This window comes from Vibrio sp. Isolate33, assembly GCF_022397895.1.
In the GTDB taxonomy this organism is placed as follows: Bacteria; Pseudomonadota; Gammaproteobacteria; order Enterobacterales; family Vibrionaceae; genus Vibrio; species Vibrio pomeroyi.
The window spans coordinates 1-24,747 of record NZ_JAKEUP010000011.1 but is presented as its reverse complement, the minus strand read 5'-3'; the positions used below and the strand labels follow the sequence as shown (position 1 = coordinate 24,747).

Below are 24,747 nucleotides of genomic sequence, written 5' to 3'. Positions count from 1 at the left end.
ATGATCAAACTTGGCATCGTAATGGATCCAATTTCATCCATTAACATCAAAAAAGACTCTAGCTTTGCCATGATGCTTGAAGCTCAGCGTCGTGGTTACGAAATCCATTACATGGAAATGGATGATCTACACTTAGATCAAGGCGTAGCCATTGCTGACACAAAGGTTGTAGAACTCAAAGAAGATCCAAACGGTTGGTACGAGTTCAAGTCTGAACAGACTATCGCCCTATCTGATTTAGATGCGGTGTTAATGCGTAAAGATCCTCCGTTTGATACTGAGTACATCTACGCGACCTACATTCTTGAGCGTGCTGAAGAGAACGGCGCACTGATCGTAAACAAACCACAAAGCCTACGTGACTGTAACGAGAAATTATTTACAGCTTGGTTCCCTGAGCTAACACCAACCACCATCGTGACTCGTAAAGCTGAAAAGATTAAAGAGTTCCGCGAAAAGCACGGTGACGTCATCCTTAAGCCACTTGATGGCATGGGTGGCGCATCGATCTTCCGTGTTAAGGAAGGCGATCCAAACGTATCAGTGATCATTGAAACCTTGACTAACCACGGTCAAAACTACGCTATGGCACAAACCTTTGTTCCAGACATCAGCAACGGTGACAAGCGTATTCTTGTGGTTGATGGTGAACCAATGCCTTACTGCCTAGCGCGTATTCCGGCTAAAGGGGAAACTCGAGGCAACCTAGCTGCTGGTGGTACTGGTGAAGCTCGCCCTCTAAGTGACACCGACTGGGCTATCGCACGAGCGGTTGCTCCAGCACTAAAAGAGAAAGGCTTAATCTTCGTGGGACTTGACGTTATCGGTGACAAGCTGACTGAGATTAACGTGACGAGCCCAACGTGTATCCGTGAAATTGAAGCTGCTTTTGATATTTCAGTTACGGGTAAATTAATGGATGCAATCGAGCGTCGTGTTAACGCTAAATAGCCTAAACTTAAGAAAGTCTTAGCTATTCGCAAACATTTAGACACAGAATCAATGAGCGGCTTTACGCCGCTCTTCTTCCTTTACTGGGAACACACTGGCAGGAGGCTCTATGAATTTAACGAACCACTTTCTGGTCGCTATGCCCGGAATGAAAGACCCATACTTTCAAAATTCGGTGATCTACCTTTGTGAGCACAATGACGAAGGTGCAATGGGTTTGATGATCAACGCTCCCATCGATGTCACTGTCGGCAGCATGCTCAAACAAGTTGAGGTTGATTCTGAACAACCAAAATCCAACCAGGCAAGCCTTGATAAGCCCGTATTAAATGGTGGACCTGTAGCAGAAGACCGCGGGTTTATTTTGCACAAGCCCAAAGGCAGCTATCAATCCAGTATCAACATGACGGACCAAATCTCGGTAACAACCTCAAAAGATATCTTGATGGTGTTAGGAACCGAAGATGAACCGATCAATTATCTGGTTGCACTTGGTTATTCTGGGTGGGAGCCAGGCCAGCTGGAGATAGAACTGACCGAGAACTCATGGCTAACCGTTGAAGCCGATCCAAAGGTCATCTTCGACACACCGATCTCGGACCGCTGGAAAGTCGCGGTGCAAATGTTAGGTATTAATGCCGCTCAGCTTTCAGCAGATGCAGGCCACGCCTAGCCCTACTCAGCTCAATAAAATAAACACTCAAACACAGATTAATTTGGAAGCCCCATGTCACGAACAATTATGGCATTTGACTACGGTACAAAAAGTATCGGCAGTGCGATTGGACAAGAAATCACAGGCACAGCAAGCCCTCTGAAAGCCTTTAAAGCCAAAGATGGCATCCCAAACTGGGACGATATCGAAAAGCAAATTAAGGAATGGCAACCGAATCTGATTGTGGTTGGTCTTCCTACCGACCTTCACGGTAAAGATCTAGCAACCATCACACCTAGAGCAAAGAAGTTCGCTAACCGCCTGAAAGGACGCTTTGGTGTTGACGTTGAGCTGCATGATGAGAGGTTATCGACAGCCGAAGCAAGAGCTGATCTTTTTGACATGGGTGGCTACAAAGCACTAAGCAAAGGCAACGTTGATAATCAATCAGCTGTGGTTATTTTGGAAAGCTGGTTTGAAGCACAATATTCATAACGAAAAATAAGTGAGCGAAATGTGAGCTAACTTGTGATCCCACTCGAATTTCACATCGTAATGTCGATGCAATTCAAAATAAGAACGTGGGAGTTCACATGAAAATTATTCTAGCAATCTTCGCCGCTCTAGCAATAACAGCATGTAGTTCAATGGGTGGTGGTTCAGCTGGTTATACTGGCGAGCAATATCCAACTAAAATTAAATTAGAAAAAGAACGCGGTTACTCGAACGATAACAACAGTTTTGCAAACCACTAATTTATTCGCTTCACAAAAAACCCGCCTTTCGAGCGGGTTTTTTATTGGTACTAAGATTGAGCACTAAGCACTGAATCTACCCCATATCGATCTTCACACCAGCTAAAGCACCGGTCCCGTAGTCATCATCGCCACGTCTGGTTTTTAGCATCAAGCGTAAGTCGTTAGCGGAGTCAGCACTGTGGAACGCATCCTCTTCGCTGATCTTGCCTGCTACAACTAAATCATACAAAGCTTGGTCAAAGGTCTGCATCCCAATCTCTTTCGATTTCGCCATTGTTGCTTTTAACTCATGCAATTCACCACGACGAATCAAATCAGACACTCGTGGGCTGTTGAGTAGAATCTCAAACACACCATGTCGACCGCTGCCATTCTTATCTCGGATTAATTGCTGAGCGACCACACCACGCAGATTCATCGACAGGTCAAACAAGAACTGTTCTTTCTGCTCTTTTGGGACCAAGTGAAGAATACGTTCTAGCGCTTGGTTGGCATTATTCGCGTGTAGTGTAGCCATACACAAGTGACCCGTCTCAGCAAAGGTCATCGCGTATTCCATAGTTTCACGGCTACGGATTTCGCCAATCAAGATCATATCTGGTGCTTGGCGCAAAGAATTCTTAAGTGCGACTTCATAGCTCTCAGTATCGAGCCCGACCTCACGCTGAGTCACGATACATTTTTTATGTTCATGGACAAATTCAATCGGGTCTTCAACCGTTAGGATATGACCTGAACGATTGGTATTGCGATAGCCTGTCATCGCAGCCATTGAGGTCGATTTACCAGAGCCAGTCGCACCAACCACCAGCACCAGCCCGCGCTTAGCAATTGAAAGGTCTTGTAATACATCAGGAAGCTTTAATTGCTCAAAGGTTGGGATGTTAGTCTCGATGCGTCGAATTACCGCTCCAGGTAGCTCTCGTTGGAAGAACGCACTGACACGAAAGCGACCAAACTCACGCACAATGGCAAAATTTGCCTCACGAGTTTGCTGATACTCATCACGTCGGTCTTGATCCATCATCGCATCAAGTAATTGAGCAACCTGAGCCGCATTCAGCTTATCGCCTTGAGGTCGTAATTCACCATCAACACGAAACAGGATAGGCGCATCAACGGTGATATAAAGATCCGATGCTTTTTGAGACAGCATTCCTTCAAGGATTTGATTCAATTCCATTTTGTTCACCTTGATTAAAACATTGAGGTTTCAATTTCGATCTTTCTCTCAACCTCCTCCGAGTCAACCAAGCCTTGAGCCATTAGCTGCTTCGCATTTTGCTCCATGGTCTGCATACCATGTGCTGCGCCCGTTTGAATGATCGAATACATCTGCGCAACCTTGTCTTCACGAATCAAGTTTCTAATAGCTGGTGTCGCCATCATTATTTCATGACAAGCCACACGACCGCCACCAACACGCTTCAACAGCTTCTGAGCAATAACCGAACGCAACGACTCAGACAGCATTGAACGCACCATGTCTTTGTCGCTACCCGGGAATACATCGATAATACGGTCGATAGTTTTAGCAGCAGAGCTGGTATGCAGAGTACCAAAAACCAAGTGGCCGGTTTCAGCAGCCGTTAGCGCCAAGCTAATCGTCTCTTGGTCACGAAGCTCACCAACAAGAATCACGTCAGGGTCTTCACGTAGCGCACTGCGCAGCGCCGCTTTAAAGCTGTGAGTATCACGGTGAACTTCACGCTGGTTAACAAGGCATTTATTGTTGGTATGAACGAATTCAATTGGGTCTTCGATCGTCAGGATGTGCTTATTGTGGTTACGGTTTACGTAATCCACCATCGCCGCGAGCGTCGTCGATTTACCAGAGCCCGTTGGGCCAGTAACGAGCACTAAACCTTTTTCGTAGTTGGCAATCTTTTCAAAGATTTCAGGCGCACCTAACTGATCTAAAGTTGGGATCTCTACAGGGATAGTTCGAAAGACAGCTGAGCAACCACGAGCTTGGTTAAAAGCATTCACACGGAAACGACCAACATTGGGCAATTCAAAAGAGAAGTCGACTTCCAATTTTTCTTCAAACTCACCACGCTGCGAATCGCTCATGATCTCAAAAACTAAACGATGCACATCAGCATGACTCAAAGCTGGTATTCCAAGCTTCCTTACTTCACCATCTATACGTACCATTGGAGATACACCCGCAGAAAGATGTAGATCTGACGCGTTATGCTTTACACTAAAATCTAGTAACTCAGTGATATCCATTTATTTTCCCTTAAGTAAAGTCAGCTATGAGTAGTATTCAACAAAATATCGAACAAATCACCTCACAGATTCGTAGTGCTGAGCAAAAGTGCGGACGAGCTCCAGAGTCCGTGCAACTTTTAGCCGTCAGCAAAACTAAACCTATTGATGCGATTCTAGAAGCCGCACTCGGAGGCCAAGTTGCCTTTGGTGAAAACTATGTTCAAGAAGGTGTCGATAAAGTAAAACACTTTTCAGAACAACATTCTAACCTAAATTTAGAGTGGCACTTTATTGGTCCAATTCAGTCCAATAAAACTCGTCCAATTGCGGAAAGCTTCCAATGGGTACATTCCGTCGATCGCGATAAGATTGCGCAAAGGCTTAACGATCAACGCCCAAGCGAACTTCCACCTCTACAGGTGCTTATCCAGGTGAACACCAGTGGCGAAGAGTCCAAGTCTGGTACTTCTGAAGAGACAGTTTTTGCACTGGCGGAGTTGATTTCGTCGCTCCCTAACCTCACTTTAAGAGGATTGATGTCAATTCCTGCAAACGTCTCTGACTATCAATCTCAGCTTAATGCATTCTCTCAACTGGCAGAGCTTAAAGATAAGCTCGCCGCGAATTATCCAGACATCGATACCCTGTCTATGGGCATGAGTGGTGATATGGATGCAGCAGTTGAGGCTGGCAGTACCATGGTTCGTATTGGAACGGCCATCTTTGGTGCTCGTGATTACGCAAAATAGCAATTGGTTAGCAACCAGAAATCGACGATAAGTATTGATACCGCTTCGCTTGAATCGCGCAGCGACACGCTCAGGATTTTATATATGGAACATAAGAACATCGCCTTTATTGGGGCGGGAAACATGGTTCGCTCAATTGTAGCGGGCTTAGTAGCAAGTGGTTACCCAGCGCAAAAGATTACTGCGACAGCGCCTTCAGATACCAGAAGGCTGCCGTTAGAGCAAGAATATGGCATCAATACCACCAGCGATAATATTGCCGCAGCCGAGCAAGCAGACGTTGTTGTGTTATCAGTGAAACCACAAATGATGGCTGACGTATGTAACCCCTTACAAAGCATCGACTTTAGTAACAAACTGGTAATCTCAATTGCCGCAGGTATTAATGCGAATCGACTCAATGAGATGTTAGACTGCCAACTGAACCTGGTTCGTGTGATGCCAAACACGCCATCATTGCTTGGTAAAGGCATGAGCGGTCTTTATGCCGATTCAACGGTCAGCCAAAATGATAAAGACTTCGCATCTCAGCTGATGCAAGCTGTAGGTGAAGTGAGCTGGGTTGAACAAGAGTCTGGTATCAATAACATCATTGCGGCAGCAGGAAGTGCTCCAGCTTACTTCTTCCTATTTATGGAATCGATGCAAGCTGAGGCAATCAACCAAGGCTTCGATCAAGAAACCGCTCGTAAATTAGTGCAGCAGTCTGCATTAGGCGCGGCAGAGATGGTGGTAGCGAATCCAAACACTGAATTATCGACACTGCGTGAACAAGTGACTTCAAAAGGCGGAACGACCGCAGAAGCATTACGCACGTTCAATGAACATCAACTATCAGACATCGTAGCCAAAGCCATGCAAGCGGCGGTCGCTCGAGCTGAAGAGATGGAAAAACTGTTTTAAGCATTTTGTCGCTCGGGTGATATCTAAGCGGCAAGTAAATCCGAAAAAGGAAACAATATGAACTCGATGAGCTTTCTGATCTCGACCGTTTTTGATCTTTACATCATGGTTGTGATCTTGCGTATCTGGCTACAAGCTTCACGTGCAGATTTCTACAACCCATTCTCACAATTCATCGTAAAAGCGACACAACCGGTTGTTGCCCCACTACGCCGAGTTATCCCATCTATCGGCAGCCTTGATCTTGCGACGGTTGTTTTTGCTTATGTGCTATGTGTACTTAAGTTCGTTGCTCTAAACCTGATTATCTCTGGCGGCGCAGCTGTATTCGATATCAGCTTCCTGATATTTGGTGCACTATCTTTGCTAAAAGCGGCAGGCGGTTTGATCTTCTGGGTTCTACTAATCCGCGCAATCCTAAGCTGGGTTAGCCAAGGCCGTAGCCCAATCGAGTACGTGTTCCATCAACTGACTGAGCCAATGCTAATGCCTATCCGCCGTATCCTACCTGATATGGGTGGCTTCGACTTAAGCGTACTGGTTCTGTTTATTGTTCTGCAGTTTGCGAACTTCCTAATGGGCGACATGATTGGTCCTATTTGGTATCAGCTATAATTCAAGTACAAACATCAGGTACTTTGACGATGCCAAAAGCGGTTTGGGCCGAGGAAGACGATATTCTTCTTAGGCTCTATATCCAACCCAAAGCAAGCCGAGATAAGATTGTTGGCTTGCACGGTGAGGAACTAAAAATTGCCATCACTGCCCCACCGGTAGATGGCAAAGCCAATGCCCACTTAGCGAAATACCTAGCGAAACAGTTTAAGGTCGCGAAAGGGCAAATTAAAATTGAAAAGGGAGAGCTCGGCCGGCACAAACAAGTTCGAATATGCTCGCCAAGCCAAATCCCCACTGAAGTCAAAGCCATCCTATGATGGCTTTTTGCTATTTATTGGAGTCACTATGCGTCTATGGATTACAGCACTACTCACCGCTCTTGTTGCCCTACCAAGCTCAGCAGGACAATTTAAAAACATTAAGGATGTCGAGGTTCACTACTCGGCTTTTAACTCGACATTTCTAACAGCTCAAGTCGCTAAGCAATATAAACTTAAGCGAAATGGCTACTCGGCGATTCTGAACATCAGCGTGTTAGACAAAGCTTCCCTTGGCAAGCCAGCAACAACGGCTAAAATCACGGGAACAGCGAAGAACCTTGTAGGTAACACTCGCACGCTTAACTTCCGCGAAATAAAGGAAGGTGATGCGATTTATTACCTAGCTGAGTTCCCTGTAACACACGAAGAAAACATCACTTTTAATATCGATGTTAACGCAGGTTTGAAAGGCACAGGCCCACTGCGATTCACACAAAAATTCTATATAGAAGAGTAACTTCAACCGTCACTTTTCTGTTCACTAACTTATTAGAGCCACATCACCATGAGTAAGATTGTTTTAGCCACAGGCAACCAAGGTAAAGTTCGCGAGATGGCAGATATTCTGTCTGAGTTTGGTTTTGACGTTGTCGCGCAAAGTGAGTTTAACGTTTCAGAAGTCGCTGAAACAGGAACAACTTTCATTGAAAATGCCATCATCAAGGCTCGCCATGCTGCGAAAGAGACAGGGCTGCCAGCGATCGCTGACGACTCAGGTTTAGAGGTTGATTTCCTTAAGGGTGCTCCGGGCATCTACTCAGCGCGTTACTCAGGTGAAGGGGCGACGGATAAGCAAAACATTGAAAAGCTACTTGATGCCATGCAAGGTGTGGAAACTGAAAAGCGTACCGCTCGTTTCCACTGTGTGTTGGTGTTAATGCGTCACGAAAACGATCCAACACCATTAGTGTGTCACGGTAAATGGGAAGGTCGCATTCTGACGGAAGAGCACGGTGAGAATGGCTTTGGCTACGATCCTGTATTCTTTGTACCAGAAGATAACTGCGCATCTGCTGAGCTAGAATCTACACGTAAAAAGCAGCTTTCACACCGCGGTAAAGCCCTTACTTCTCTATTCGAAGCAATCAAGGAGCAAGCTCTGTAATGCACGATACAGCGCTTATACCACCAGCACTTAGTCTCTATGTACACATCCCATGGTGTGTACAAAAGTGTCCGTATTGTGATTTCAACTCACACGCTCTGAAAGCCGAGATTCCTGAAAAAGAGTACATCGATGCGCTACTTGAGGATCTCGATACTGATATCGAAAAGTACCAACTCAATGGCGCACCTCGTCCATTGCACTCAATCTTTATTGGTGGTGGTACTCCGAGCCTATTCTCTCCAGAAGGGATAGGTCGATTACTCCAAGGTATTGAGCAACGCATCCCGTTCAAACCAGAAATCGAAATCACCATGGAAGCTAATCCAGGCACCATTGAAGCTGAACGTTTTGCAGGTTACCAAAAAGCAGGGGTGAATCGAATCTCGGTTGGTGTGCAAAGCTTTGAGCAAGAGAAGCTGGAAAGACTTGGGCGTATCCATGGTCAAGATGAAGCGGTCAACGCTGCTCACCTCGCACATAAAATCGGTCTGAACAGCTTTAACCTCGATCTTATGCACGGCTTGCCGGATCAAAGCATAGATCAAGCATTGGCGGATCTAGACAAAGCGATCGAGCTTAACCCTCCACACTTATCTTGGTATCAGCTAACAATAGAACCTAACACCATGTTCTATTACAAAACGCCAAAGCTACCTGACGATGATGATCTTTGGGATATTTTCGATTTGGGTCATAAGAAGCTCGCAGACGCAGGCTATGTGCAGTACGAAATTTCAGGCTACAGCAAGCCGGGATATCAGTGTCAGCATAACCTTAACTATTGGCGCTTTGGTGACTACCTGGGTATTGGCTGTGGCTCTCATGGCAAGCTAAGTTTTGCTGATGGACGCATCATTCGTACGACTAAGGTTAAACACCCTAGAGGCTATTTAGCGGCTTACCAGAACATGGTGAAGCCTTATCTATCTGATGAGTTTGAAGTGTCGAATGAAGACCGCCCTTTTGAGTTCTTTATGAACCGCTTTAGGTTAATGGAAGCGTGTCCAAAACAAGATTTCATCGATACGACAGGGCTTGGTTTTGAGGCTGTTCAGTCAACGATTGAGTGGGCAAAAGAGCTAGGTTACTTGAACGAAACCGACACTCACTGGCAGATCACTGAAAAAGGAAAGCTATTCCTAAATGATCTGCTAGAAGCCTTTATGGCAGAAGAAGACGAGTAGTTCGAGATTCGAGATTCGAGATTCGAGATTCGAGATTCGAGATTCGAGATTCGAGATTCGAGAAGTATTGCGTAAGGGTTGGCTTTAGGGTCAACCCTTTTCTAATTTACACGCCTACAAATAATAGATTCCCGATTACACTCCCTCGTCGCTATCGGGAATGACGGACATCAAACAAGTCTTATCCAAAAAAAGTTAGAGGCGAGTGCATCGAAAGTTACAAACAACACCGTCATCCTCAAGAACGAGGGACGAGTGAGTTGGGGATCTCTTGCAAATATAGAACCCCAACTTAAAAGCGCTTTTAAAAAATAGAACGACCAATTCGCTCTGAAAGCAACTCCAGAGCCTTAGTACCTGCGAGCGAGTTACCAGAAGGATCAAGCTCTGGAGACCATACCGCGATGGTCATCTCACCCGGAACGATGGCAATAATACCGCCACCCACACCCGATTTGCCCGGCATACCAACACGGTAAGCAAACTCACCTGCCCCATCGTACAAACCACATGTTGCAAGCAAAGCATTCAGCTGCTTAGTTTGAACAGGCGTGATGATCTCTTTCTTAGTCTGAACCGACACACCTTTGTTCGCCAAATAGCTAAAGGTTTTCGCCAAATCCACACACGTCATTTTAAGCGCACAAGCATGGAAGTAGTTATTCAGAACTGGGATAACATCATTCTCAAAGTTACCAAATGAACGCATCAAATAAGCAATGGCAGCATTACGATCGCTGTGCATCATTTCTGAAGCCGCTACCACCTTGTCATACACAATATGAGTATCACCCGATAACTGACGCACAAACTCTAACAAGCGGTGTCTAGGCGCAGACAAGCGGCTTTGTAGTAGGTCTGCAACGACAATTGCCCCCGCATTGATGAACGGGTTACGGGGGATGCCATGCTCCATCTCAAGCTGAATCATAGAGTTAAAGGCTTGTCCTGAAGGCTCTTTGCCTACGCGTTGCCAAATCTCTTCAGGCTTGTATAACACCATAGCTAACGTCAGGCTCAAGGCTTTAGAGATGGATTGCACAGAAAAGGCCTCCTCTGCATCACCCGCTTGAATCACCTCACCTTCGTTTGTGTATACCGCAATCGCCAGTTTCTGGTTCGATACGCGAGCCAATGCAGGGATATAATCAGCAACCTTTCCCTGACCAATTAGGGGACGAACTTCGTCTAAAATCTCGGCCAAAATAGCTTGAGTTGGTTTCATGTGTGCTTACTTCTATATTGTTATTTTTGTAGGGGTCTAACATTACTTTCTGTCCTTAGGCTTTTATTTCAATAAAAGCCTAAGGACAAAAAAGCCAACATTACAATAATGTTGGCTTTAATCAATCCCACAAAGTGTAAGGTTTAACCTAAAGCAGGTTTACCTTCACTTGTTGTGCTTGAGAATTACTTAGTACGCTTGTACTTAATATCCCAAACGCCATGACCAAGACGGTGGCCACGAGCTTCAAATTTCGTTAGCGGGCGCTCATCTGGGCGAGGAATGTAATCACCATCTTCAGCGATATTCTCGAAGCCTGGAGCAACGTTCATCACTTCAATCATGTGCTCTGCGTAGTTTTCCCAGTCTGTTGCCATGTGGAAAATACCAGTATCAAGTTGAAGCTTACCGCGAACCATTTCTGCAAACTCAGCCTTAACAATACGACGTTTGTGGTGACGAGCTTTGTGCCATGGGTCAGGGAAGAACAGTTGCAGTGTATGCAGGCTGCTATCTGGAATCATGTGTTCAAATACTTCTACTGCATCGTGACACATTACACGCAGGTTAGTTACGCCAGCATCACGCGCTGTACCTAAACAAGCACCAACACCTGGGCTGTGAACTTCAATACCTAAGAAGTTTTTCTCAGGTGCGTTCTTTGCCATTTCAACCAGTGATGCACCCATACCGAAGCCAATCTCTAGTACAACTGGGTTATCGTTGCCAAATACTTCTTTCCAGTTAAGAAGCTCTGGGTTGTAGTCGATACCCATTGTTGGCCAACATTCATTCATCGCGTTTTCTTGGCCTTTTGTTAAGCGGCCTTCGCGGCGAACAAAACTACGGATCTTACGAACCAGTTTGCCGTCTTCAGTATATTCGTTAGTGGTCACTTCACTCATTGATTTTTGCCTGCACATTGATTAATCAAAGCGGGGATTATCCAAAGAATTGCCTTCGGTGCAAGTCTTTCCGTGGATAAATTCCCACACAATTTGTCTGTTTTACATCCAACGTTAAGTGTGGTGCAATTTCGCTTCTAATAATAGCAAAGCATAGAGCATGTCGTGACTCCTTTCGCAACCGCCATATTAAAGTGGTATGACGCCTACGGGCGTAAAGAATTACCTTGGCAACAAAACAAAACAGCCTACACCGTTTGGCTATCTGAAATCATGCTTCAGCAGACTCAGGTTTCTACGGTGATTCCATACTACCAACGCTTCTTGGAACGTTTCCCGACGGTTATTGACCTAGCGAACGCCGAACAAGATGAGGTGCTCCACTTATGGACGGGGCTTGGTTATTACGCTCGAGCTCGCAACCTGCACAAAGCTGCCAAAATCGTCGCTGAGCAGTATGGTGGTGAGTTTCCGCTGTCTATCGAAGAGATGAACGCGTTACCGGGAATCGGTCGCTCGACTGCAGCTGCAGTGCTGTCTTCGGTTCATAAGCTTCCTCATGCAATTCTTGATGGCAATGTGAAGCGAACGCTTGCAAGAAGCTTTGCCGTTGAAGGTTGGCCAGGACAAAAGAAGGTTGAAAACCAACTTTGGGAGCATGCAGAAGCTCATACTCCGAAGAAAGATGTCGATAAGTACAATCAAGCGATGATGGACATGGGTGCAATGGTTTGTACTCGTAGCAAACCTAAATGTACTCTGTGTCCAATTGAAACCATGTGTGAAGCCAAGAAGCTTGATAGACAACTCGACTTCCCGGGCAAGAAACCTAAGAAAGAAAAACCAGTCAAAGAAACATGGTTTGTGATTCTTTATCACGACAATCAAGTGTGGCTTGAACAGCGTCCTCAGTCTGGTATCTGGGGAGGCTTATTCTGTTTCCCTCAAAATGAAAACGCAGAGATCGAACATCAGTTAGATCTTCGCTCGATCAAAGACACTGAAACCGATTCAATTAAGACCATGATTGCGTTTAGGCACACTTTCAGCCACTACCACTTAGATATCACACCTGTATTAGTAAAATTAGATAAACAACCAGATTTGATAATGGAAGGGACCAAAGGTCTCTGGTATAACTTATCAAAACCGGAAGAAATTGGCCTAGCCGCTCCTGTGAAGCAGCTTATTGAGAGCCTACCCTTTGAACTGAACGACGACGTTTGAATCAACGAACGCGATAAGAGGAACCACTATGAGCCGCACTGTATTTTGTGCTCGCCTCCAGAAAGATGCTGAAGGCTTAGATTTTCAACTTTACCCAGGTGACTTAGGTAAGCGTATCTTTGACAACATCTCTAAAGAAGCTTGGGGACAATGGCAAAGCAAGCAAACAATGCTGATCAATGAAAAGAAGCTAAATATGATGGATCCTGAGCATCGTAAACTTCTTGAAACTGAGATGGTTAACTTCCTTTTCGAAGGTAAAGATGTCGTAATTGATGGCTATACTCCACCAAGCGAATAAGACATTTATTTAAGCAAATTTTAATGACATCATGGTTAACGCTGCGATGTCATTTTTGTATGAGGAACTATGAAAAAGCTAAGTTACTTCCTAACAGCCATGTTATTAACAGGCTGCAGCCGTGAATTTGTCGAAAGCATTTATGATGTGAATTACGAACCGACCAACCGATTTGTAAGCAACTTGGCAGAGCTACCTGGTCAGTTTGAAAAAGACACCGGTGCACTGGATGCTTTGATTAATAGCTTTTCTGGCAATATCCAAAAGCGCTGGGGCAGCAGTGAAGTAAAAATGGCCGGTAAGAGTAACTATGTGAAATACATAGACAATTACTTGAGCCGCTCAGAAGTAAACTTTAGCGAAGGCCTGATCACAGTAGAAACTGTGTCCTCAACTGAGCCTAAAAAACACCTCAAAAACGCGATAATGACGACGCTTTTGACGCCAGATGATCCGGCGCATGTCGACCTATTCTCTTCAAAAAGCATCAAGTTAGAAGGTAAACCTTTTCTCTACAATCAGGTCGTCGACCAAGAGAAAAAGCCCATTCAATGGACATGGCGCGCCAACCAATTCGCAGATTACTTGATCGCTAATAACCTCAAAACCAAAGAAGTCGACTTCAAAAAAGCCTACTACGTTGAGATACCAATGGTGGCCGATCACGCGAGTCAGCGTAGTTATCAATATGCCGATATTGTCCGCAGAGCTTCTCAGCGTTATGACATTCCTGAAGACTTGATTTACGCGATCATCAAAACAGAAAGTAGTTTTAACCCATATGCGGTGAGTTGGGCGAATGCATATGGTCTTATGCAAGTCGTGCCAAAAACGGCAGGGCGAGATGTATTTAAGCTGGTAAAGAACAAGCCTGGAGAACCCACTCCTGAGTATTTATTCAATCCAGAAAACAACATTGATGCTGGCACGGCATACTTTTACATCCTTAAAAATCGTTATTTAAAAGACGTGCAGCACCCAACAACGCTTGAGTACAGCATGATTTCTGCATACAACGGCGGCACTGGTGGCGTACTCAATACCTTCAGTAAGGACAGAAAGCGAGCAATGCGAGACCTAAACTCGTTGCAACCTAGCCAAGCGTACTGGGCACTTACCAAGAAGCACCCAAATAAAGAGTCGCGCCGATATCTAGAAAAAGTAACAAAATTCAAGAAAGATTTTAACCAAGGTAAAACGTAAGCCTCACTTTTGAATAAAAAAACAACTAACGAACGTTTTTTTTAATTATTTTCAAAAAAGGTGTTGACGGTTATGCAGAAAATCCGTTTAATAGCGCTCCGTTGCCCGGATAGCTCAGTCGGTAGAGCAGAGGATTGAAAATCCTCGTGTCGGTGGTTCGATTCCGCCTCCGGGCACCACAATTTGATTTGTTGGTGTCAATACTCTTTAACAGGGAGTAGCAACACGGACAAAAGCATAAAGAATTTAGTGTGCCGACTTAGCTCAGTAGGTAGAGCAACTGACTTGTAATCAGTAGGTCACCAGTTCGACTCCGGTAGTCGGCACCATTCTTTTGCCTCGATAGCTCAGTCGGTAGAGCAGCGGATTGAAAATCCGCGTGTCGGTGNGGTAGAGCAACTGACTTGTAATCAGTAGGTCACCAGTTCGACTCCGGTAGTCGGCACCATTCTTTTGCCTCGATAGCTCAGTCGGTAGAGCAGCGGATTGAAAATCCGCGTGTCGGTGGTTCGATTCCGCCTCGAGGCACCATTATTTGGTACTTAACAAATAATGGTCTTAATAGACCTGATGTTGAGACAAGTAATTCCCCCTTAGTTCAGTTGGTAGAACGGCGGACTGTTAATCCGTATGTCGCAGGTTCGAGTCCCGCAGGGGGAGCCATTTTAAAGGGCTTCATTTTAATGAGGTTCTAACGAAGAGTTTACTCTTCAAGCAAAGAATTTAGTGTGCCGACTTAGCTCAGTAGGTAGAGCAACTGACTTGTAATCAGTAGGTCACCAGTTCGACTCCGGTAGTCGGCACCATTCTTTTGCCTCGATAGCTCAGTCGGTAGAGCAGCGGATTGAAAATCCGCGTGTCGGTGNGGTAGAGCAACTGACTTGTAATCAGTAGGTCACCAGTTCGACTCCGGTAGTCGGCACCATTCTTTTGCCTCGATAGCTCAGTCGGTAGAGCAGCGGATTGAAAATCCGCGTGTCGGTGGTTCGATTCCGCCTCGAGGCACCATTATTTGATACTTAACAAATAATGGTCTTAATAGACCTGATGTTGAGACAAGTAATTCCCCTTTAGTTCAGTTGGTAGAACGGCGGACTGTTAATCCGTATGTCGCAAGTTCAAGTCTTGCAAGGGGAGCCACATTCAAGAAAGCCAAGTCGAAAGACTTGGCTTTTTTTCGTTTGAACAAAGGCTAAATCTATTCGATCACAGCATCTAACCTTAACAATCCCTTTAAAGCCCCTCTTCACTCTCTCGACAATATCTTCTTCTTAATTAACTTCTCACGAACTCGCCCCCCAAACTCCGCCAATTCACCAAACCAACACTTTTAAAACTCGTTCATAGTCACACAAAAATAAACAAGCTTTCGTTCTGTTACTTTTTTTTATTCGTAAATTTAATCTTCATCATGTTTTGATATCTTTCTGATATCTGCCCTACACGACTTAGATTAAGATTCGATGAAATATACCTAATACTTATTATTGAATCGCTGCGCGGGGAAATATGAAATTAAAAACGCAAGCTTACTTATTATCGGGCATCATCTTGATCGCCCTGCTAGCGCTGACTGCTACTGGTTTATGGACCTTGAGAGTCGCTAGCAACATGGACAACAAAGCTCGCGTTACAGAGCTATTTAAGAGTGCATACAGCATTCTTACTGAAGTCGAGAAAATGGCTATTGATGGCACTCTAGAAGAGCCACAAGCGAAACAACTTGCTACTCGCCTACTGCGTAACAACATCTATAAAGACAATGAATACGTCTACGTTGCAGATGAAAACATGACGTTTGTCGCGACACCGCTAGATCCACAGCTGCATGGAACCAGCTTCAATGACTTTAAAGACGGTGATGGAAATAGCGTTGGCCAGCTTATACAAAGAGTGCTTGGCAATCGTACTGGACAGATCGTTGAATACACCTGGACGCAAAAGCTGCCAGACGGAACCATTGAAGAAAAACTGTCTATTGCAGAGAAAACCCCGCACTGGGGTTGGGTTGTCGGCACAGGTATCGGCTTCAACGAAGTTAACGCGCGTTTTTGGTCTACCGCTCAATGGCAGCTATTCCTTTGTGTCGTGATTGCAGGCCTTATTCTATCGAGCTTAATCGTATCTATTAAACGCATGCTAGCACTTCTTGGTGGCGAGCCTAAAGATGTAAGAGAAGCGGTACAAGCCGTCGCAGAAGGTCGTATTCAAACCTCTTTCGAAACTCAAGCGATAAAAGGCAGTATCTATCACGCTGTGCAGCAAATGAGTAAATCGTTAGCTGAACTAGTATCAAACCTAAATGCTTCTATGTTGGCATTAAGAGGCGAATTACAGCGCGTAGAAGATCGTGCCGGTTCTATCGCTCAACTAACCGAAACTCAGCAGCAATCTACTGAGATGATCGCAACAGCAATGACGGAGATGGCCTCTTCTGCTAACAATGTTGCTGATTCAGCGGGCGATACAGCGCGTAATACCGACGAAGCAGACAAACAGAGCCAACATACTCAACGTCTTATTCACAACACAGTGGACAACATTCAAGGGCTAGCAGGCCAACTAGGCACGGCAAGTGAAGCTGTCGCTAACCTAGACAACGATGTAAACAACATTGTCAAAGTACTCGACGTTATCGGTGACATTGCAGAACAGACTAACCTATTGGCACTGAATGCAGCTATTGAGGCAGCTCGAGCTGGCGAACAAGGTCGTGGGTTTGCGGTTGTTGCTGACGAAGTTCGTAACCTTGCAGGTCGAACGCAATCAAGCACCAAAGAAATCCAATTGATGATTAATAACCTTCAAGAAGGCTCTCGTAACGCTATTCAAACCATGGAAGTGTGTGCAGCAACCAGTGAAAGCACCGTAACCGAGTCTCAAAACGCCTCTGAAGCGCTACAACAGATTGTTATCGCTCTGGAGTCTATTTCCTCGATGAGTCATCAAATCGCGACAGCTGCTGCTGAGCAGACTCAGGTGAGCGATGACATTTCAAAGCGCATCAACATGATCGAAGAAAGTGGCAACCAACTGAGTAATGTCGTGACAGAAAGTCACAACAGTACCCAAACCCTCGCCTCTCTTTCTAACGAATTAGAAGCTTGGGTTAATAGGTTTGAAGTAAAACACTAAACTCTCGATAAAATTCTTAAGTAAAAAAGCACGTTTTCATACGTGCTTTTTTTATTTCGGCACCCATTCAGTGTAGTTAACCTAAGTTTTGCTCTCTTTTAAGGCATGCTAGACCTAGGTTTTTCGTGCCAAATGAACAAAAACAACCCACTAAGTATAGAAAAACATCAAACAATACTTTTTTTGCAATTTAATGTTGACCCAGAACGCGAAAACACGTTTAATACACCTCGTCGCCCGGATAGCTCAGTCGGTAGAGCAGAGGATTGAAAATCCTCGTGTCGGTGGTTCGATTCCGCCTCCGGGCACCACAATTTATTTGTTGGTGTCTTAGACAACAACAGTAAAGCACAAAGAAATATTATGTGCCGACTTAGCTCAGTAGGTAGAGCAACTGACTTGTAATCAGTAGGTCACCAGTTCGATTCCGGTAGTCGGCACCATTTCTTTAAAGCTTTAAGAATAATTCCCCTTTAGTTCAGTTGGTAGAACGGCGGACTGTTAATCCGTATGTCGCAAGTTCAAGTCTTGCAAGGGGAGCCAAGTTAATCATCAAGCATAAGCTTTTTGATTCATGATGCCGACTTAGCTCAGTAGGTAGAGCAACTGACTTGTAATCAGTAGGTCACCAGTTCGATTCCGGTAGTCGGCACCATTCTCTTGATTAGAGACTAAACAATCAATTCCCCTTTAGTTCAGTTGGTAGAACGGCGGACTGTTAATCCGTATGTCGCAAGTTCAAGTCTTGCAAGGGGAGCCAATTAAAGAAAGCCGCATCATTGATGCGGCTTTTTTGCATCTGAAGTTCCTAACTTTTCCATAACTCCCTTTCATCTTTCTAATGCCTCATTCAATCCAAAAACTAACAGTTTTAAATCCCCTTCAAAGCTCATCACGCTTTACTCTTTAATTCCGTTTTAGATCCAGTAACGACAGATTATCCATTTGTACAGAGAGTCAGTTATAACGGACTTGTTAGTTACGTTACTGTTGATTAATTCTCTAGGAATGAAACAAGCTTTAGAGCGAATCAAATAGGCTCTAGGAAGGCTCTGTCGGTTGTTCAAATTGAAATGACACAGAGTCACTCTTTATCGAAACTATCCACTACAATCGCTCCCATAGATGCAGGCATGGAAATTACAATCACTCTTTTGATCGATACAATTGGATCGCTTAGTAAAGGCAGTTTGTCCAAACAAGTCAGTACCAGCGCAACAACCAACGCTGTCATCACATAAGCAATAACGATTCGAAAAATAAAGACCGGCAGGCGAGCAACAATATCTTTCTGAAATACGCTCTCATAGGTATAAAAGCCAAGGAATACCGCAGACAACAAGAACAGTAATAATAAGTTAGCTGTGGGTAAAGTCTCCCCTAGTTTCCAGGCCTCTTCAGAAAAAGAAATCGGCACGGCCAAAGCAAAAGACCCAACAAAAATCTGGCTAGCATCTTCAAAGTTAAAACTTAATTTCATCGAGCTACCTTTAAGGCTTAGGAATGTGTCTAGTTACCAAAACTATCAATTCATGATCTTAGGGGGATTTGTTAATTACCATCTAATATTAGTCGCATTAGTCAGAACAAAGCTTGAACTAATAAGCAGTAAAATGAATAACTCAAAGACACTGGTCACCAACCTCACATATCCACTGCCAGTGTTGAGGAAAAAATACACCTCCACCGACAAGCAAAAAATTCCTCTTAAGCCACTGTAATCATTAGATTTCAAACAACTCTATATACGTCAGTGTCAGAGATATTATGTCGGCTTAATTCAACATTAATTGTGTTCTCAAATCTTGAATGTCCCTCTTATTCAATGGCGATCTCTACATTCATACAAACAAATTTATGACGTTGATAGCCATTCTTTAAAGTGTACCTATGAGGCGCCTAAAGACTTTCAGAGCACTCCAAGCTGATTAGTGACAAAGACTATTGAGTATCAGCACGATAGCCTCTAGCACTTCAGCAAAGGTACTTTTGATAAGTACTTACTAGGACAACTGCATACCGAGATTATTTCAACACTCAATACCAGCCTAGAGGTTGTGATATTTCAAGGTAAGCCTCTGGCTAATCATTACAGATCTTGATTGTGAGCGACAAACAGAGTGAAGCGGAGGATAAAAGTAGGCTGAAGCTTTGTTTACAAGTATCTATAACCTCGCGCTTTCTAATAACACTATTCTTGATCGCAAGACTTCTACGTAAGCATTGAAACGTATCTAATAGTTAACCATCCGAGACTTGCTCCATATAAACCTCTTAAGCCACTCAGCTCTGTCTGGCCGGAACGGAGTCGAACTGTATACCCTCTAACGAAATGTTTATATTCTCAACAGAGCTTTGTAATGGCATGGAAAATCTTTGTAGGATTAAGTGGTCGAATGCCAAACCTATATGCACGAAGCGCTCTAAATTTAATTCTAATTCTAATTCTAATTCTAATTCTAATTCTAATTCTAATTCTAATTCTAATTCTACGAATGAGCTTTCAGAACCGTGACTAAATAGTCGAGCCTCAAAATAACAACGGAGTCGGAATAATTAGATTAGGTACAAAAAGCCTAATAACTCTCAACGGAGATTTTTTATGATGAGTAAATAGCTAACGACTCATGCAGCAAGAAAACATTACTCACAGATCAAGACGTATGCTGATCGAGGTGCAACAAGTGTTTCCAAAGTAAGATAGGCTAATAACTGATGTAGGTAAGTCCAGAGAAAGACAAGCCATTATTCAACTGCAAAAGGCTCAGCCATGTCTAATGGGCTTCTTATATGCGGAGTTGTGGCTGGGTTCCATGAGGCAGGGGCTAGTTGGTAGAAACTCAAAATATCTACGCTCAGACACGACGATAACCTAGTAATAATACTTAGGCTTTCTAACAAGTGATTGGACTCGCGTACGAGCGGGACTCTTTCGACCGAAGGGATAATATACAATGATTCAAATGTAAAAAAGCCCTGCTATTTCTAGCAGGGCTTCTCTATAAATGGCGAAGTGGCTGGGGTCGCAGGCGACCGGGGCTCGTTGGTCGAAGACCAAAATATCGATTCCCCAAACGACGAAAGCCTAGTCATAAGACTAGGCTTTCTAATAAGTGGCGGAGTGGACGGGACTCGAACCCGCGACCCCCGGCGTGACAGGCCGGTATTCTAACCAACTGAACTACCACTCCGCAGTGTCTATTCAGCTTAAAGCAATTTGAGCCTGACGATGTCCTACTCTCACATGGGGAAGCCCCACACTACCATCGGCGCTATTGTGTTTCACTTCTGAGTTCGGCATGGAATCAGGTGGGTCCACAATGCTATGGTCGTCAAACAAATTCTGTTGTTAACTTGAATAATCAAATCAACTAAATATGGTGCTGATACCCAGACTCGAACTGGGGACCTCACCCTTACCAAGGGTGCGCTCTACCGGGCTGAGCTATATCAGCAGTTCAAGAATCATTTAAAACGATTCTGAAAACTTTTTGTCTTCACTTTTGAAAAGTGAAAATAAATTTGGAGCCTGGCGATGTCCTACTCTCACATGGGGAAGCCCCACACTACCATCGGCGCTATTGTGTTTCACTTCTGAGTTCGGCATGGAATCAGGTGGGTCCACAATGCTATGGTCGCCAAGCAAATTTTAAAATTCGGAAACAAAACCCCTTGGGTGTTGTATGGTTAAGCCTCACGGGCAATTAGTACAGGTTAGCTCAATGCCTCGCAGCACTTACACACCCTGCCTATCAACGTTCTAGTCTTGAACAACCCTTAAGGACGCTTATAGCGTCAGGGAAAACTCATCTCAGGGCTCGCTTCCCGCTTAGATGCTTTCAGCGGTTATCGATTCCGAACTTAGCTACCGGGCAATGCCATTGGCATGACAACCCGAACACCAGAGGTTCGTCCACTCCGGTCCTCTCGTACTAGGAGCAGCCCCCTTCAATTTTCCAACGCCCACGGCAGATAGGGACCGAACTGTCTCACGACGTTCTAAACCCAGCTCGCGTACCACTTTAAATGGCGAACAGCCATACCCTTGGGACCGACTTCAGCCCCAGGATGTGATGAGCCGACATCGAGGTGCCAAACACCGCCGTCGATATGAACTCTTGGGCGGTATCAGCCTGTTATCCCCGGAGTACCTTTTATCCGTTGAGCGATGGCCCTTCCATTCAGAACCACCGGATCACTATGACCTGCTTTCGCACCTGCTCGAATTGTCATTCTCGCAGTCAAGCGGGCTTATGCCATTGCACTAACCACACGATGTCCAACCGTGTTTAGCCCACCTTCGTGCTCCTCCGTTACTCTTTGGGAGGAGACCGCCCCAGTCAAACTACCCACCAGGCACTGTCCGTAATCCCGATTCAGGGACCAACGTTAGAACATCAAAACTACAAGGGTGGTATTTCAAGGACGACTCCACCACATCTAGCGACGCGGTTTCAWAGTCTCCCACCTATCCTACACATGTAGGTTCAATGTTCAGTGCCAAGCTGTAGTAAAGGTTCACGGGGTCTTTCCGTCTAGCCGCGGGTACACTGCATCTTCACAGCGATTTCAATTTCACTGAGTCTCGGGTGGAGACAGCGTGGCCATCATTACGCCATTCGTGCAGGTCGGAACTTACCCGACAAGGAATTTCGCTACCTTAGGACCGTTATAGTTACGGCCGCCGTTTACCGGGGCTTCGATCAAGAGCTTCGACCGAAGTCTAACCCCATCAATTAACCTTCCGGCACCGGGCAGGCGTCACACCGTATACGTCATCTTACGATTTTGCACAGTGCTGTGTTTTTAATAAACAGTTGCAGCCACCTGGTATCTGCGACTCTCGTCTGCTCCATCCGCAAGGGACTTCACTGATAAGAGCGTACCTTCTCCCGAAGTTACGGTACCATTTTGCCTAGTTCCTTCACCCGAGTTCTCTCAAGCGCCTTGGTATTCTCTACCCGACCACCTGTGTCGGTTTGGGGTACGATTCCTTACAATCTGAAGCTTAGAGGCTTTTCCTGGAAGCATGGCATCAATGACTTCACTACCGTAGTAGCTCGACATCGTATCTCAGCGTTAWGAAAGTCCGGATTTACCTAAACYTTCCGCCTACRTACTTGAACCTGGACAACCGTCGCCAGGCCCACCTAGCCTTCTCCGTCCCCCCATCGCAATTGTAAGAAGTACGGGAATATTAACCCGTTTCCCATCGACTACGCCTTTCGGCCTCGCCTTAGGAGTCGACTTACCCTGCCCCGATTAACGTTGGACAGGAACCCTTGGTCTTCCGGCGAGGGAGTTTTTCACTCCCTTTATCGTTACTCATGTCAGCATTCGCACTTCTGATACCTCCAGCAGCCCTTACAGACCACCTTCAACGGCTTACAGAACGCTCCCCTACCCCACATACCCTAAGGTAYGTAGCCGCAGCTTCGGTGTATAGCTTAGCCCCGTTACATCTTCCGCGCAGGCCGACTCGACCAGTGAGCTATTACGCTTTCTTTAAATGATGGCTGCTTCTAAGCCAACATCCTGGCTGTCTGAGCCTTCCCACATCGTTTCCCACTTAGCTATACTTTGGGACCTTAGCTGGCGGTCTGGGTTGTTTCCCTCTCCACGACGGACGTTAGCACCCGCCGTGTGTCTCCCGGATAGTACTTACTGGTATTCGGAGTTTGCAAAGGGTTGGTAAGTCGGGATGACCCCCTAGCCTTAACAGTGCTCTACCCCCAGTAGTATTCGTCCGAGGCGCTACCTAAATAGCTTTCGGGGAGAACCAGCTATCTCCAGGTTTGATTGGCCTTTCACCCCTAGCCACAAGTCATCCGCTAATTTTTCAACATTAGTCGGTTCGGTCCTCCAGTTGATGTTACTCAACCTTCAACCTGCCCATGGCTAGATCACCTGGTTTCGGGTCTAATCCTAGCAACTGTACGCCCAGTTAAGACTCGGTTTCCCTACGGCTCCCCTAAACGGTTAACCTTGCTACTAAAATTAAGTCGCTGACCCATTATACAAAAGGTACGCAGTCACACCACGAAGGTGCTCCTACTGCTTGTACGTACACGGTTTCAGGTTCTATTTCACTCCCCTCACAGGGGTTCTTTTCGCCTTTCCCTCACGGTACTGGTTCACTATCGGTCAGTCAGTAGTATTTAGCCTTGGAGGATGGTCCCCCCATATTCAGACAGGATATCACGTGTCCCGCCCTACTCGTTTTCACTGATGATGAGATGTCGATTACGGGGCTATCACCCTTTATTGCGGCACTTTCCAGAGCCTTCATCTGTCTCATTAAAAGCTTAAGGGCTAATCCAATTTCGCTCGCCGCTACTTTCGGAATCTCGGTTGATTTCTCTTCCTCGGGGTACTTAGATGTTTCAGTTCCCCCGGTTTGCCTCCTGTTGCTATGTATTCACAACAGGATACTTACTTATGTAAGTGGGTTTCCCCATTCAGGAATCCCAGACTCAAAGGTTATTACTACCTAATCTGGGCTTATCGCAAGTTATTACGCCTTTCATCGCCTCTGACTGCCAAGGCATCCACCGTGTACGCTTAGTCACTTAACCATACAACCCGAAAGGGTCTNGGGTTTCCCCATTCAGGAATCCCAGACTCAAAGGTTATTACTACCTAATCTGGGCTTATCGCAAGTTATTACGCCTTTCATCGCCTCTGACTGCCAAGGCATCCACCGTGTACGCTTAGTCACTTAACCATACAACCCGAAAGGGTCTTGTGTATGGCAACTAACCAAGGTTTTTGGTTGTCATTAAGAAGGGTTAATTCTYAATGACTGTTTGCCGGACTCAATGTGAATCAAACTAAGTTTGATTCGAATACAAGACACTTGAATGTGTTTGTTGTGTTTATACCGTTCTTATTAAATAAGAGCAGATAAACATTGAGAACTTTTAAATTTGATTGAATTACTCGTAAGTAATCAATCAGTCAGCTTTCCAAATTGTTAAAGAGCTTGATTCAATAAATGAACCATTTTTAAAGACACTTAAATAAATGTACTTAAAGATGGTATCCCGTAGGGGAGTCGAACCCCTGTTACCGCCGTGAAAGGGCGGTGTCCTAGGCCTCTAGACGAACGGGACATAGGTTACTCTTAACTGTTTAAACATATCAATCTGTGTGGACACTTATCGTGAATATCTTCGTATAAGGAGGTGATCCAGCCCCAGGTTCCCCTAGGGCTACCTTGTTACGACTTCACCCCAGTCATGAACCACAAAGTGGTGAGCGTCCTCCCCGAAAGGTTAAACTACCCACT

At 45.2% G+C, this 24,747-nt stretch carries 20 protein-coding genes, 17 tRNA genes and 4 rRNA genes; 29 read left to right on the top strand and 12 right to left on the bottom strand.

Annotated elements, in window-relative coordinates; all coding sequences use genetic code 11:
• The 4 genes from gshB to L1D37_RS15520 all read left to right on the top strand — a co-directional run bounded on the left by gshB (nucleotide 1) and on the right by L1D37_RS15520 (nucleotide 2,361).
• A complete protein-coding gene (gene gshB / locus L1D37_RS15535; protein ID WP_239848401.1) occupies nucleotides 1-951 on the top strand; it encodes a glutathione synthase in 951 nt (316 codons plus the stop codon).
• A gap of 109 nt (nucleotides 952-1,060) precedes the next feature.
• Nucleotides 1,061-1,624: a YqgE/AlgH family protein gene (locus L1D37_RS15530; RefSeq protein WP_017629552.1), complete on the top strand. Its 564-nt coding sequence runs from the start codon at nucleotides 1,061-1,063 to the stop codon at nucleotides 1,622-1,624.
• A gap of 54 nt (nucleotides 1,625-1,678) precedes the next feature.
• Nucleotides 1,679-2,101: a Holliday junction resolvase RuvX gene (gene ruvX / locus L1D37_RS15525; RefSeq protein WP_048659417.1), complete on the top strand. Its 423-nt coding sequence runs from the start codon at nucleotides 1,679-1,681 to the stop codon at nucleotides 2,099-2,101.
• 98 nt (nucleotides 2,102-2,199) lie between these two features.
• On the top strand, nucleotides 2,200-2,361 hold the full coding sequence (locus L1D37_RS15520; RefSeq protein ID WP_176680464.1) for a hypothetical protein: 162 nt from the start codon (nucleotides 2,200-2,202) through the stop codon (nucleotides 2,359-2,361).
• Nucleotides 2,362-2,437: 76 nt separating this feature from the next.
• Here L1D37_RS15520 and L1D37_RS15515 read toward each other — a convergent pair whose 3' ends face one another.
• Together L1D37_RS15515 and L1D37_RS15510 are read right to left on the bottom strand one after the other, a co-directional pair.
• Nucleotides 2,438-3,547: a PilT/PilU family type 4a pilus ATPase gene (locus L1D37_RS15515; protein ID WP_239848400.1), complete on the bottom strand. Its 1,110-nt coding sequence runs from the start codon at nucleotides 3,545-3,547 to the stop codon at nucleotides 2,438-2,440.
• A 14-nt stretch (nucleotides 3,548-3,561) separates the two neighbouring features.
• Nucleotides 3,562-4,599 carry a type IV pilus twitching motility protein PilT gene (locus tag L1D37_RS15510; RefSeq protein WP_017629549.1) on the bottom strand — a complete coding sequence of 346 codons (1,038 nt, stop codon included), beginning with the start codon at nucleotides 4,597-4,599 and terminating at the stop codon, nucleotides 3,562-3,564.
• A 26-nt stretch (nucleotides 4,600-4,625) separates the two neighbouring features.
• Here L1D37_RS15510 and L1D37_RS15505 point away from each other — a divergent pair, with 26 nt between their 5' ends.
• From L1D37_RS15505 to hemW, 7 genes are all read left to right on the top strand, one after another.
• Nucleotides 4,626-5,330: a YggS family pyridoxal phosphate-dependent enzyme gene (locus L1D37_RS15505; RefSeq protein ID WP_239848399.1), complete on the top strand. Its 705-nt coding sequence runs from the start codon at nucleotides 4,626-4,628 to the stop codon at nucleotides 5,328-5,330.
• Nucleotides 5,331-5,414: 84 nt separating this feature from the next.
• Nucleotides 5,415-6,233 (top strand): pyrroline-5-carboxylate reductase, encoded by an 819-nt coding sequence (proC, locus tag L1D37_RS15500; RefSeq protein ID WP_239848398.1) that lies wholly within the window; start codon nucleotides 5,415-5,417, stop codon nucleotides 6,231-6,233.
• 57 nt (nucleotides 6,234-6,290) lie between these two features.
• Nucleotides 6,291-6,848, top strand: coding sequence for a YggT family protein (locus L1D37_RS15495; RefSeq protein WP_010435653.1), 558 nt, complete (start codon nucleotides 6,291-6,293; stop codon nucleotides 6,846-6,848).
• A gap of 29 nt (nucleotides 6,849-6,877) precedes the next feature.
• Entirely contained in the window at nucleotides 6,878-7,168 is a 291-nt protein-coding gene (gene yggU / locus L1D37_RS15490; protein ID WP_009847703.1) for a DUF167 family protein YggU, read from the top strand.
• A gap of 28 nt (nucleotides 7,169-7,196) precedes the next feature.
• Complete coding sequence (locus tag L1D37_RS15485; protein WP_016768173.1) at nucleotides 7,197-7,628, top strand: DUF4426 domain-containing protein; 432 nt, start codon at nucleotides 7,197-7,199, stop codon at nucleotides 7,626-7,628.
• 48 nt (nucleotides 7,629-7,676) lie between these two features.
• Complete coding sequence (locus L1D37_RS15480; protein ID WP_239848397.1) at nucleotides 7,677-8,276, top strand: XTP/dITP diphosphatase; 600 nt, start codon at nucleotides 7,677-7,679, stop codon at nucleotides 8,274-8,276.
• On the top strand, nucleotides 8,276-9,463 hold the full coding sequence (gene hemW, locus L1D37_RS15475; RefSeq protein ID WP_239848396.1) for a radical SAM family heme chaperone HemW: 1,188 nt from the start codon (nucleotides 8,276-8,278) through the stop codon (nucleotides 9,461-9,463). Before L1D37_RS15480 ends, hemW begins: the two co-directional genes overlap by 1 nt.
• 304 nt (nucleotides 9,464-9,767) lie before the next feature.
• Here hemW and glsB read toward each other — a convergent pair whose 3' ends face one another.
• Both glsB and trmB read right to left on the bottom strand, forming a co-directional pair.
• Nucleotides 9,768-10,688 (bottom strand): glutaminase B, encoded by a 921-nt coding sequence (gene glsB / locus L1D37_RS15470; RefSeq protein ID WP_017629544.1) that lies wholly within the window; start codon nucleotides 10,686-10,688, stop codon nucleotides 9,768-9,770.
• Nucleotides 10,689-10,873: 185 nt separating this feature from the next.
• Nucleotides 10,874-11,593, bottom strand: a complete 720-nt coding sequence (gene trmB / locus L1D37_RS15465) for a tRNA (guanosine(46)-N7)-methyltransferase TrmB (protein ID WP_010435641.1) — start codon at nucleotides 11,591-11,593, stop codon at nucleotides 10,874-10,876.
• Between the two features lie 165 nt (nucleotides 11,594-11,758).
• Here trmB and mutY point away from each other — a divergent pair, with 165 nt between their 5' ends.
• The 18 genes from mutY (at nucleotide 11,759) to L1D37_RS15375 (ending at nucleotide 18,219) form a co-directional block, all read left to right on the top strand.
• On the top strand, nucleotides 11,759-12,820 hold the full coding sequence (gene mutY, locus L1D37_RS15460) for an A/G-specific adenine glycosylase (protein ID WP_239848395.1): 1,062 nt from the start codon (nucleotides 11,759-11,761) through the stop codon (nucleotides 12,818-12,820).
• 28 nt (nucleotides 12,821-12,848) lie between these two features.
• Nucleotides 12,849-13,121 carry an oxidative damage protection protein gene (locus L1D37_RS15455; protein ID WP_004735465.1) on the top strand — a complete coding sequence of 91 codons (273 nt, stop codon included), beginning with the start codon at nucleotides 12,849-12,851 and terminating at the stop codon, nucleotides 13,119-13,121.
• Nucleotides 13,122-13,190: 69 nt separating this feature from the next.
• A complete protein-coding gene (gene mltC / locus L1D37_RS15450) occupies nucleotides 13,191-14,324 on the top strand; it encodes a membrane-bound lytic murein transglycosylase MltC (RefSeq protein WP_176680471.1) in 1,134 nt (377 codons plus the stop codon).
• A 103-nt stretch (nucleotides 14,325-14,427) separates the two neighbouring features.
• Nucleotides 14,428-14,503: transfer RNA gene (locus L1D37_RS15445), tRNA-Phe, on the top strand.
• 74 nt (nucleotides 14,504-14,577) lie between these two features.
• Nucleotides 14,578-14,653, top strand: a tRNA-Thr gene (locus L1D37_RS15440).
• A gap of 15 nt (nucleotides 14,654-14,668) precedes the next feature.
• Nucleotides 14,669-14,772: transfer RNA gene (locus tag L1D37_RS15435), tRNA-Thr, on the top strand.
• A 7-nt stretch (nucleotides 14,773-14,779) separates the two neighbouring features.
• Nucleotides 14,780-14,855: transfer RNA gene (locus L1D37_RS15430), tRNA-Phe, on the top strand.
• 56 nt (nucleotides 14,856-14,911) lie between these two features.
• Nucleotides 14,912-14,987: transfer RNA gene (locus L1D37_RS15425), tRNA-Asn, on the top strand.
• 67 nt (nucleotides 14,988-15,054) lie between these two features.
• Nucleotides 15,055-15,130 (top strand) — tRNA-Thr (locus L1D37_RS15420).
• Nucleotides 15,131-15,145: 15 nt separating this feature from the next.
• Nucleotides 15,146-15,249 (top strand) — tRNA-Thr (locus L1D37_RS15415).
• A 7-nt stretch (nucleotides 15,250-15,256) separates the two neighbouring features.
• Nucleotides 15,257-15,332, top strand: a tRNA-Phe gene (locus tag L1D37_RS15410).
• Nucleotides 15,333-15,388: 56 nt separating this feature from the next.
• Nucleotides 15,389-15,464 (top strand) — tRNA-Asn (locus L1D37_RS15405).
• Nucleotides 15,465-15,833: 369 nt separating this feature from the next.
• Nucleotides 15,834-17,459 carry a methyl-accepting chemotaxis protein gene (locus tag L1D37_RS15400; protein WP_239848394.1) on the top strand — a complete coding sequence of 542 codons (1,626 nt, stop codon included), beginning with the start codon at nucleotides 15,834-15,836 and terminating at the stop codon, nucleotides 17,457-17,459.
• A 235-nt stretch (nucleotides 17,460-17,694) separates the two neighbouring features.
• Nucleotides 17,695-17,770, top strand: a tRNA-Phe gene (locus L1D37_RS15395).
• A gap of 56 nt (nucleotides 17,771-17,826) precedes the next feature.
• Nucleotides 17,827-17,902: transfer RNA gene (locus L1D37_RS15390), tRNA-Thr, on the top strand.
• Nucleotides 17,903-17,926: 24 nt separating this feature from the next.
• A tRNA-Asn gene (locus L1D37_RS15385) sits at nucleotides 17,927-18,002 on the top strand.
• A 36-nt stretch (nucleotides 18,003-18,038) separates the two neighbouring features.
• Nucleotides 18,039-18,114, top strand: a tRNA-Thr gene (locus tag L1D37_RS15380).
• A gap of 29 nt (nucleotides 18,115-18,143) precedes the next feature.
• A tRNA-Asn gene (locus L1D37_RS15375) sits at nucleotides 18,144-18,219 on the top strand.
• A gap of 324 nt (nucleotides 18,220-18,543) precedes the next feature.
• On the opposite strand, the gene L1D37_RS15370 is transcribed toward L1D37_RS15375, so the two are convergent.
• From L1D37_RS15370 to L1D37_RS15335, 8 genes are all read right to left on the bottom strand, one after another.
• Nucleotides 18,544-18,939 carry a DUF2391 family protein gene (locus tag L1D37_RS15370; protein WP_017079303.1) on the bottom strand — a complete coding sequence of 132 codons (396 nt, stop codon included), beginning with the start codon at nucleotides 18,937-18,939 and terminating at the stop codon, nucleotides 18,544-18,546.
• A 1,634-nt stretch (nucleotides 18,940-20,573) separates the two neighbouring features.
• Nucleotides 20,574-20,650, bottom strand: a tRNA-Asp gene (locus tag L1D37_RS15365).
• 30 nt (nucleotides 20,651-20,680) lie between these two features.
• Nucleotides 20,681-20,796: ribosomal RNA gene (gene rrf, locus L1D37_RS15360) — 5S ribosomal RNA — on the bottom strand.
• A 41-nt stretch (nucleotides 20,797-20,837) separates the two neighbouring features.
• Nucleotides 20,838-20,914: transfer RNA gene (locus L1D37_RS15355), tRNA-Thr, on the bottom strand.
• Nucleotides 20,915-20,986: 72 nt separating this feature from the next.
• A 5S ribosomal RNA gene (gene rrf, locus L1D37_RS15350) occupies nucleotides 20,987-21,102 on the bottom strand.
• A gap of 40 nt (nucleotides 21,103-21,142) precedes the next feature.
• A 23S ribosomal RNA gene (locus L1D37_RS15345) occupies nucleotides 21,143-24,034 on the bottom strand.
• A 461-nt stretch (nucleotides 24,035-24,495) separates the two neighbouring features.
• Nucleotides 24,496-24,571, bottom strand: a tRNA-Glu gene (locus L1D37_RS15340).
• 65 nt (nucleotides 24,572-24,636) lie between these two features.
• Nucleotides 24,637-24,747: ribosomal RNA gene (locus tag L1D37_RS15335) — 16S ribosomal RNA — on the bottom strand; the annotation flags it as partial.

Coding starts and splice junctions, on each gene's coding strand:
- glsB (WP_017629544.1), bottom strand. CDS start 10,688: ATGAAACCAACTCAAGCTATTTTGGCCGAGATTTTAGACGAAGTTCGT.
- gshB (WP_239848401.1), top strand. CDS start 1: ATGATCAAACTTGGCATCGTAATGGATCCAATTTCATCCATTAACATC.
- L1D37_RS15455 (WP_004735465.1), top strand. CDS start 12,849: ATGAGCCGCACTGTATTTTGTGCTCGCCTCCAGAAAGATGCTGAAGGC.
- L1D37_RS15485 (WP_016768173.1), top strand. CDS start 7,197: ATGCGTCTATGGATTACAGCACTACTCACCGCTCTTGTTGCCCTACCA.
- L1D37_RS15515 (WP_239848400.1), bottom strand. CDS start 3,547: ATGGAATTGAATCAAATCCTTGAAGGAATGCTGTCTCAAAAAGCATCG.
- ruvX (WP_048659417.1), top strand. CDS start 1,679: ATGTCACGAACAATTATGGCATTTGACTACGGTACAAAAAGTATCGGC.
- proC (WP_239848398.1), top strand. CDS start 5,415: ATGGAACATAAGAACATCGCCTTTATTGGGGCGGGAAACATGGTTCGC.
- L1D37_RS15400 (WP_239848394.1), top strand. CDS start 15,834: ATGAAATTAAAAACGCAAGCTTACTTATTATCGGGCATCATCTTGATC.
- mltC (WP_176680471.1), top strand. CDS start 13,191: ATGAAAAAGCTAAGTTACTTCCTAACAGCCATGTTATTAACAGGCTGC.
- yggU (WP_009847703.1), top strand. CDS start 6,878: ATGCCAAAAGCGGTTTGGGCCGAGGAAGACGATATTCTTCTTAGGCTC.
- trmB (WP_010435641.1), bottom strand. CDS start 11,593: ATGAGTGAAGTGACCACTAACGAATATACTGAAGACGGCAAACTGGTT.
- L1D37_RS15505 (WP_239848399.1), top strand. CDS start 4,626: ATGAGTAGTATTCAACAAAATATCGAACAAATCACCTCACAGATTCGT.
- L1D37_RS15510 (WP_017629549.1), bottom strand. CDS start 4,599: ATGGATATCACTGAGTTACTAGATTTTAGTGTAAAGCATAACGCGTCA.
- L1D37_RS15370 (WP_017079303.1), bottom strand. CDS start 18,939: ATGAAATTAAGTTTTAACTTTGAAGATGCTAGCCAGATTTTTGTTGGG.
- hemW (WP_239848396.1), top strand. CDS start 8,276: ATGCACGATACAGCGCTTATACCACCAGCACTTAGTCTCTATGTACAC.
- L1D37_RS15495 (WP_010435653.1), top strand. CDS start 6,291: ATGAACTCGATGAGCTTTCTGATCTCGACCGTTTTTGATCTTTACATC.
- L1D37_RS15480 (WP_239848397.1), top strand. CDS start 7,677: ATGAGTAAGATTGTTTTAGCCACAGGCAACCAAGGTAAAGTTCGCGAG.
- L1D37_RS15520 (WP_176680464.1), top strand. CDS start 2,200: ATGAAAATTATTCTAGCAATCTTCGCCGCTCTAGCAATAACAGCATGT.
- L1D37_RS15530 (WP_017629552.1), top strand. CDS start 1,061: ATGAATTTAACGAACCACTTTCTGGTCGCTATGCCCGGAATGAAAGAC.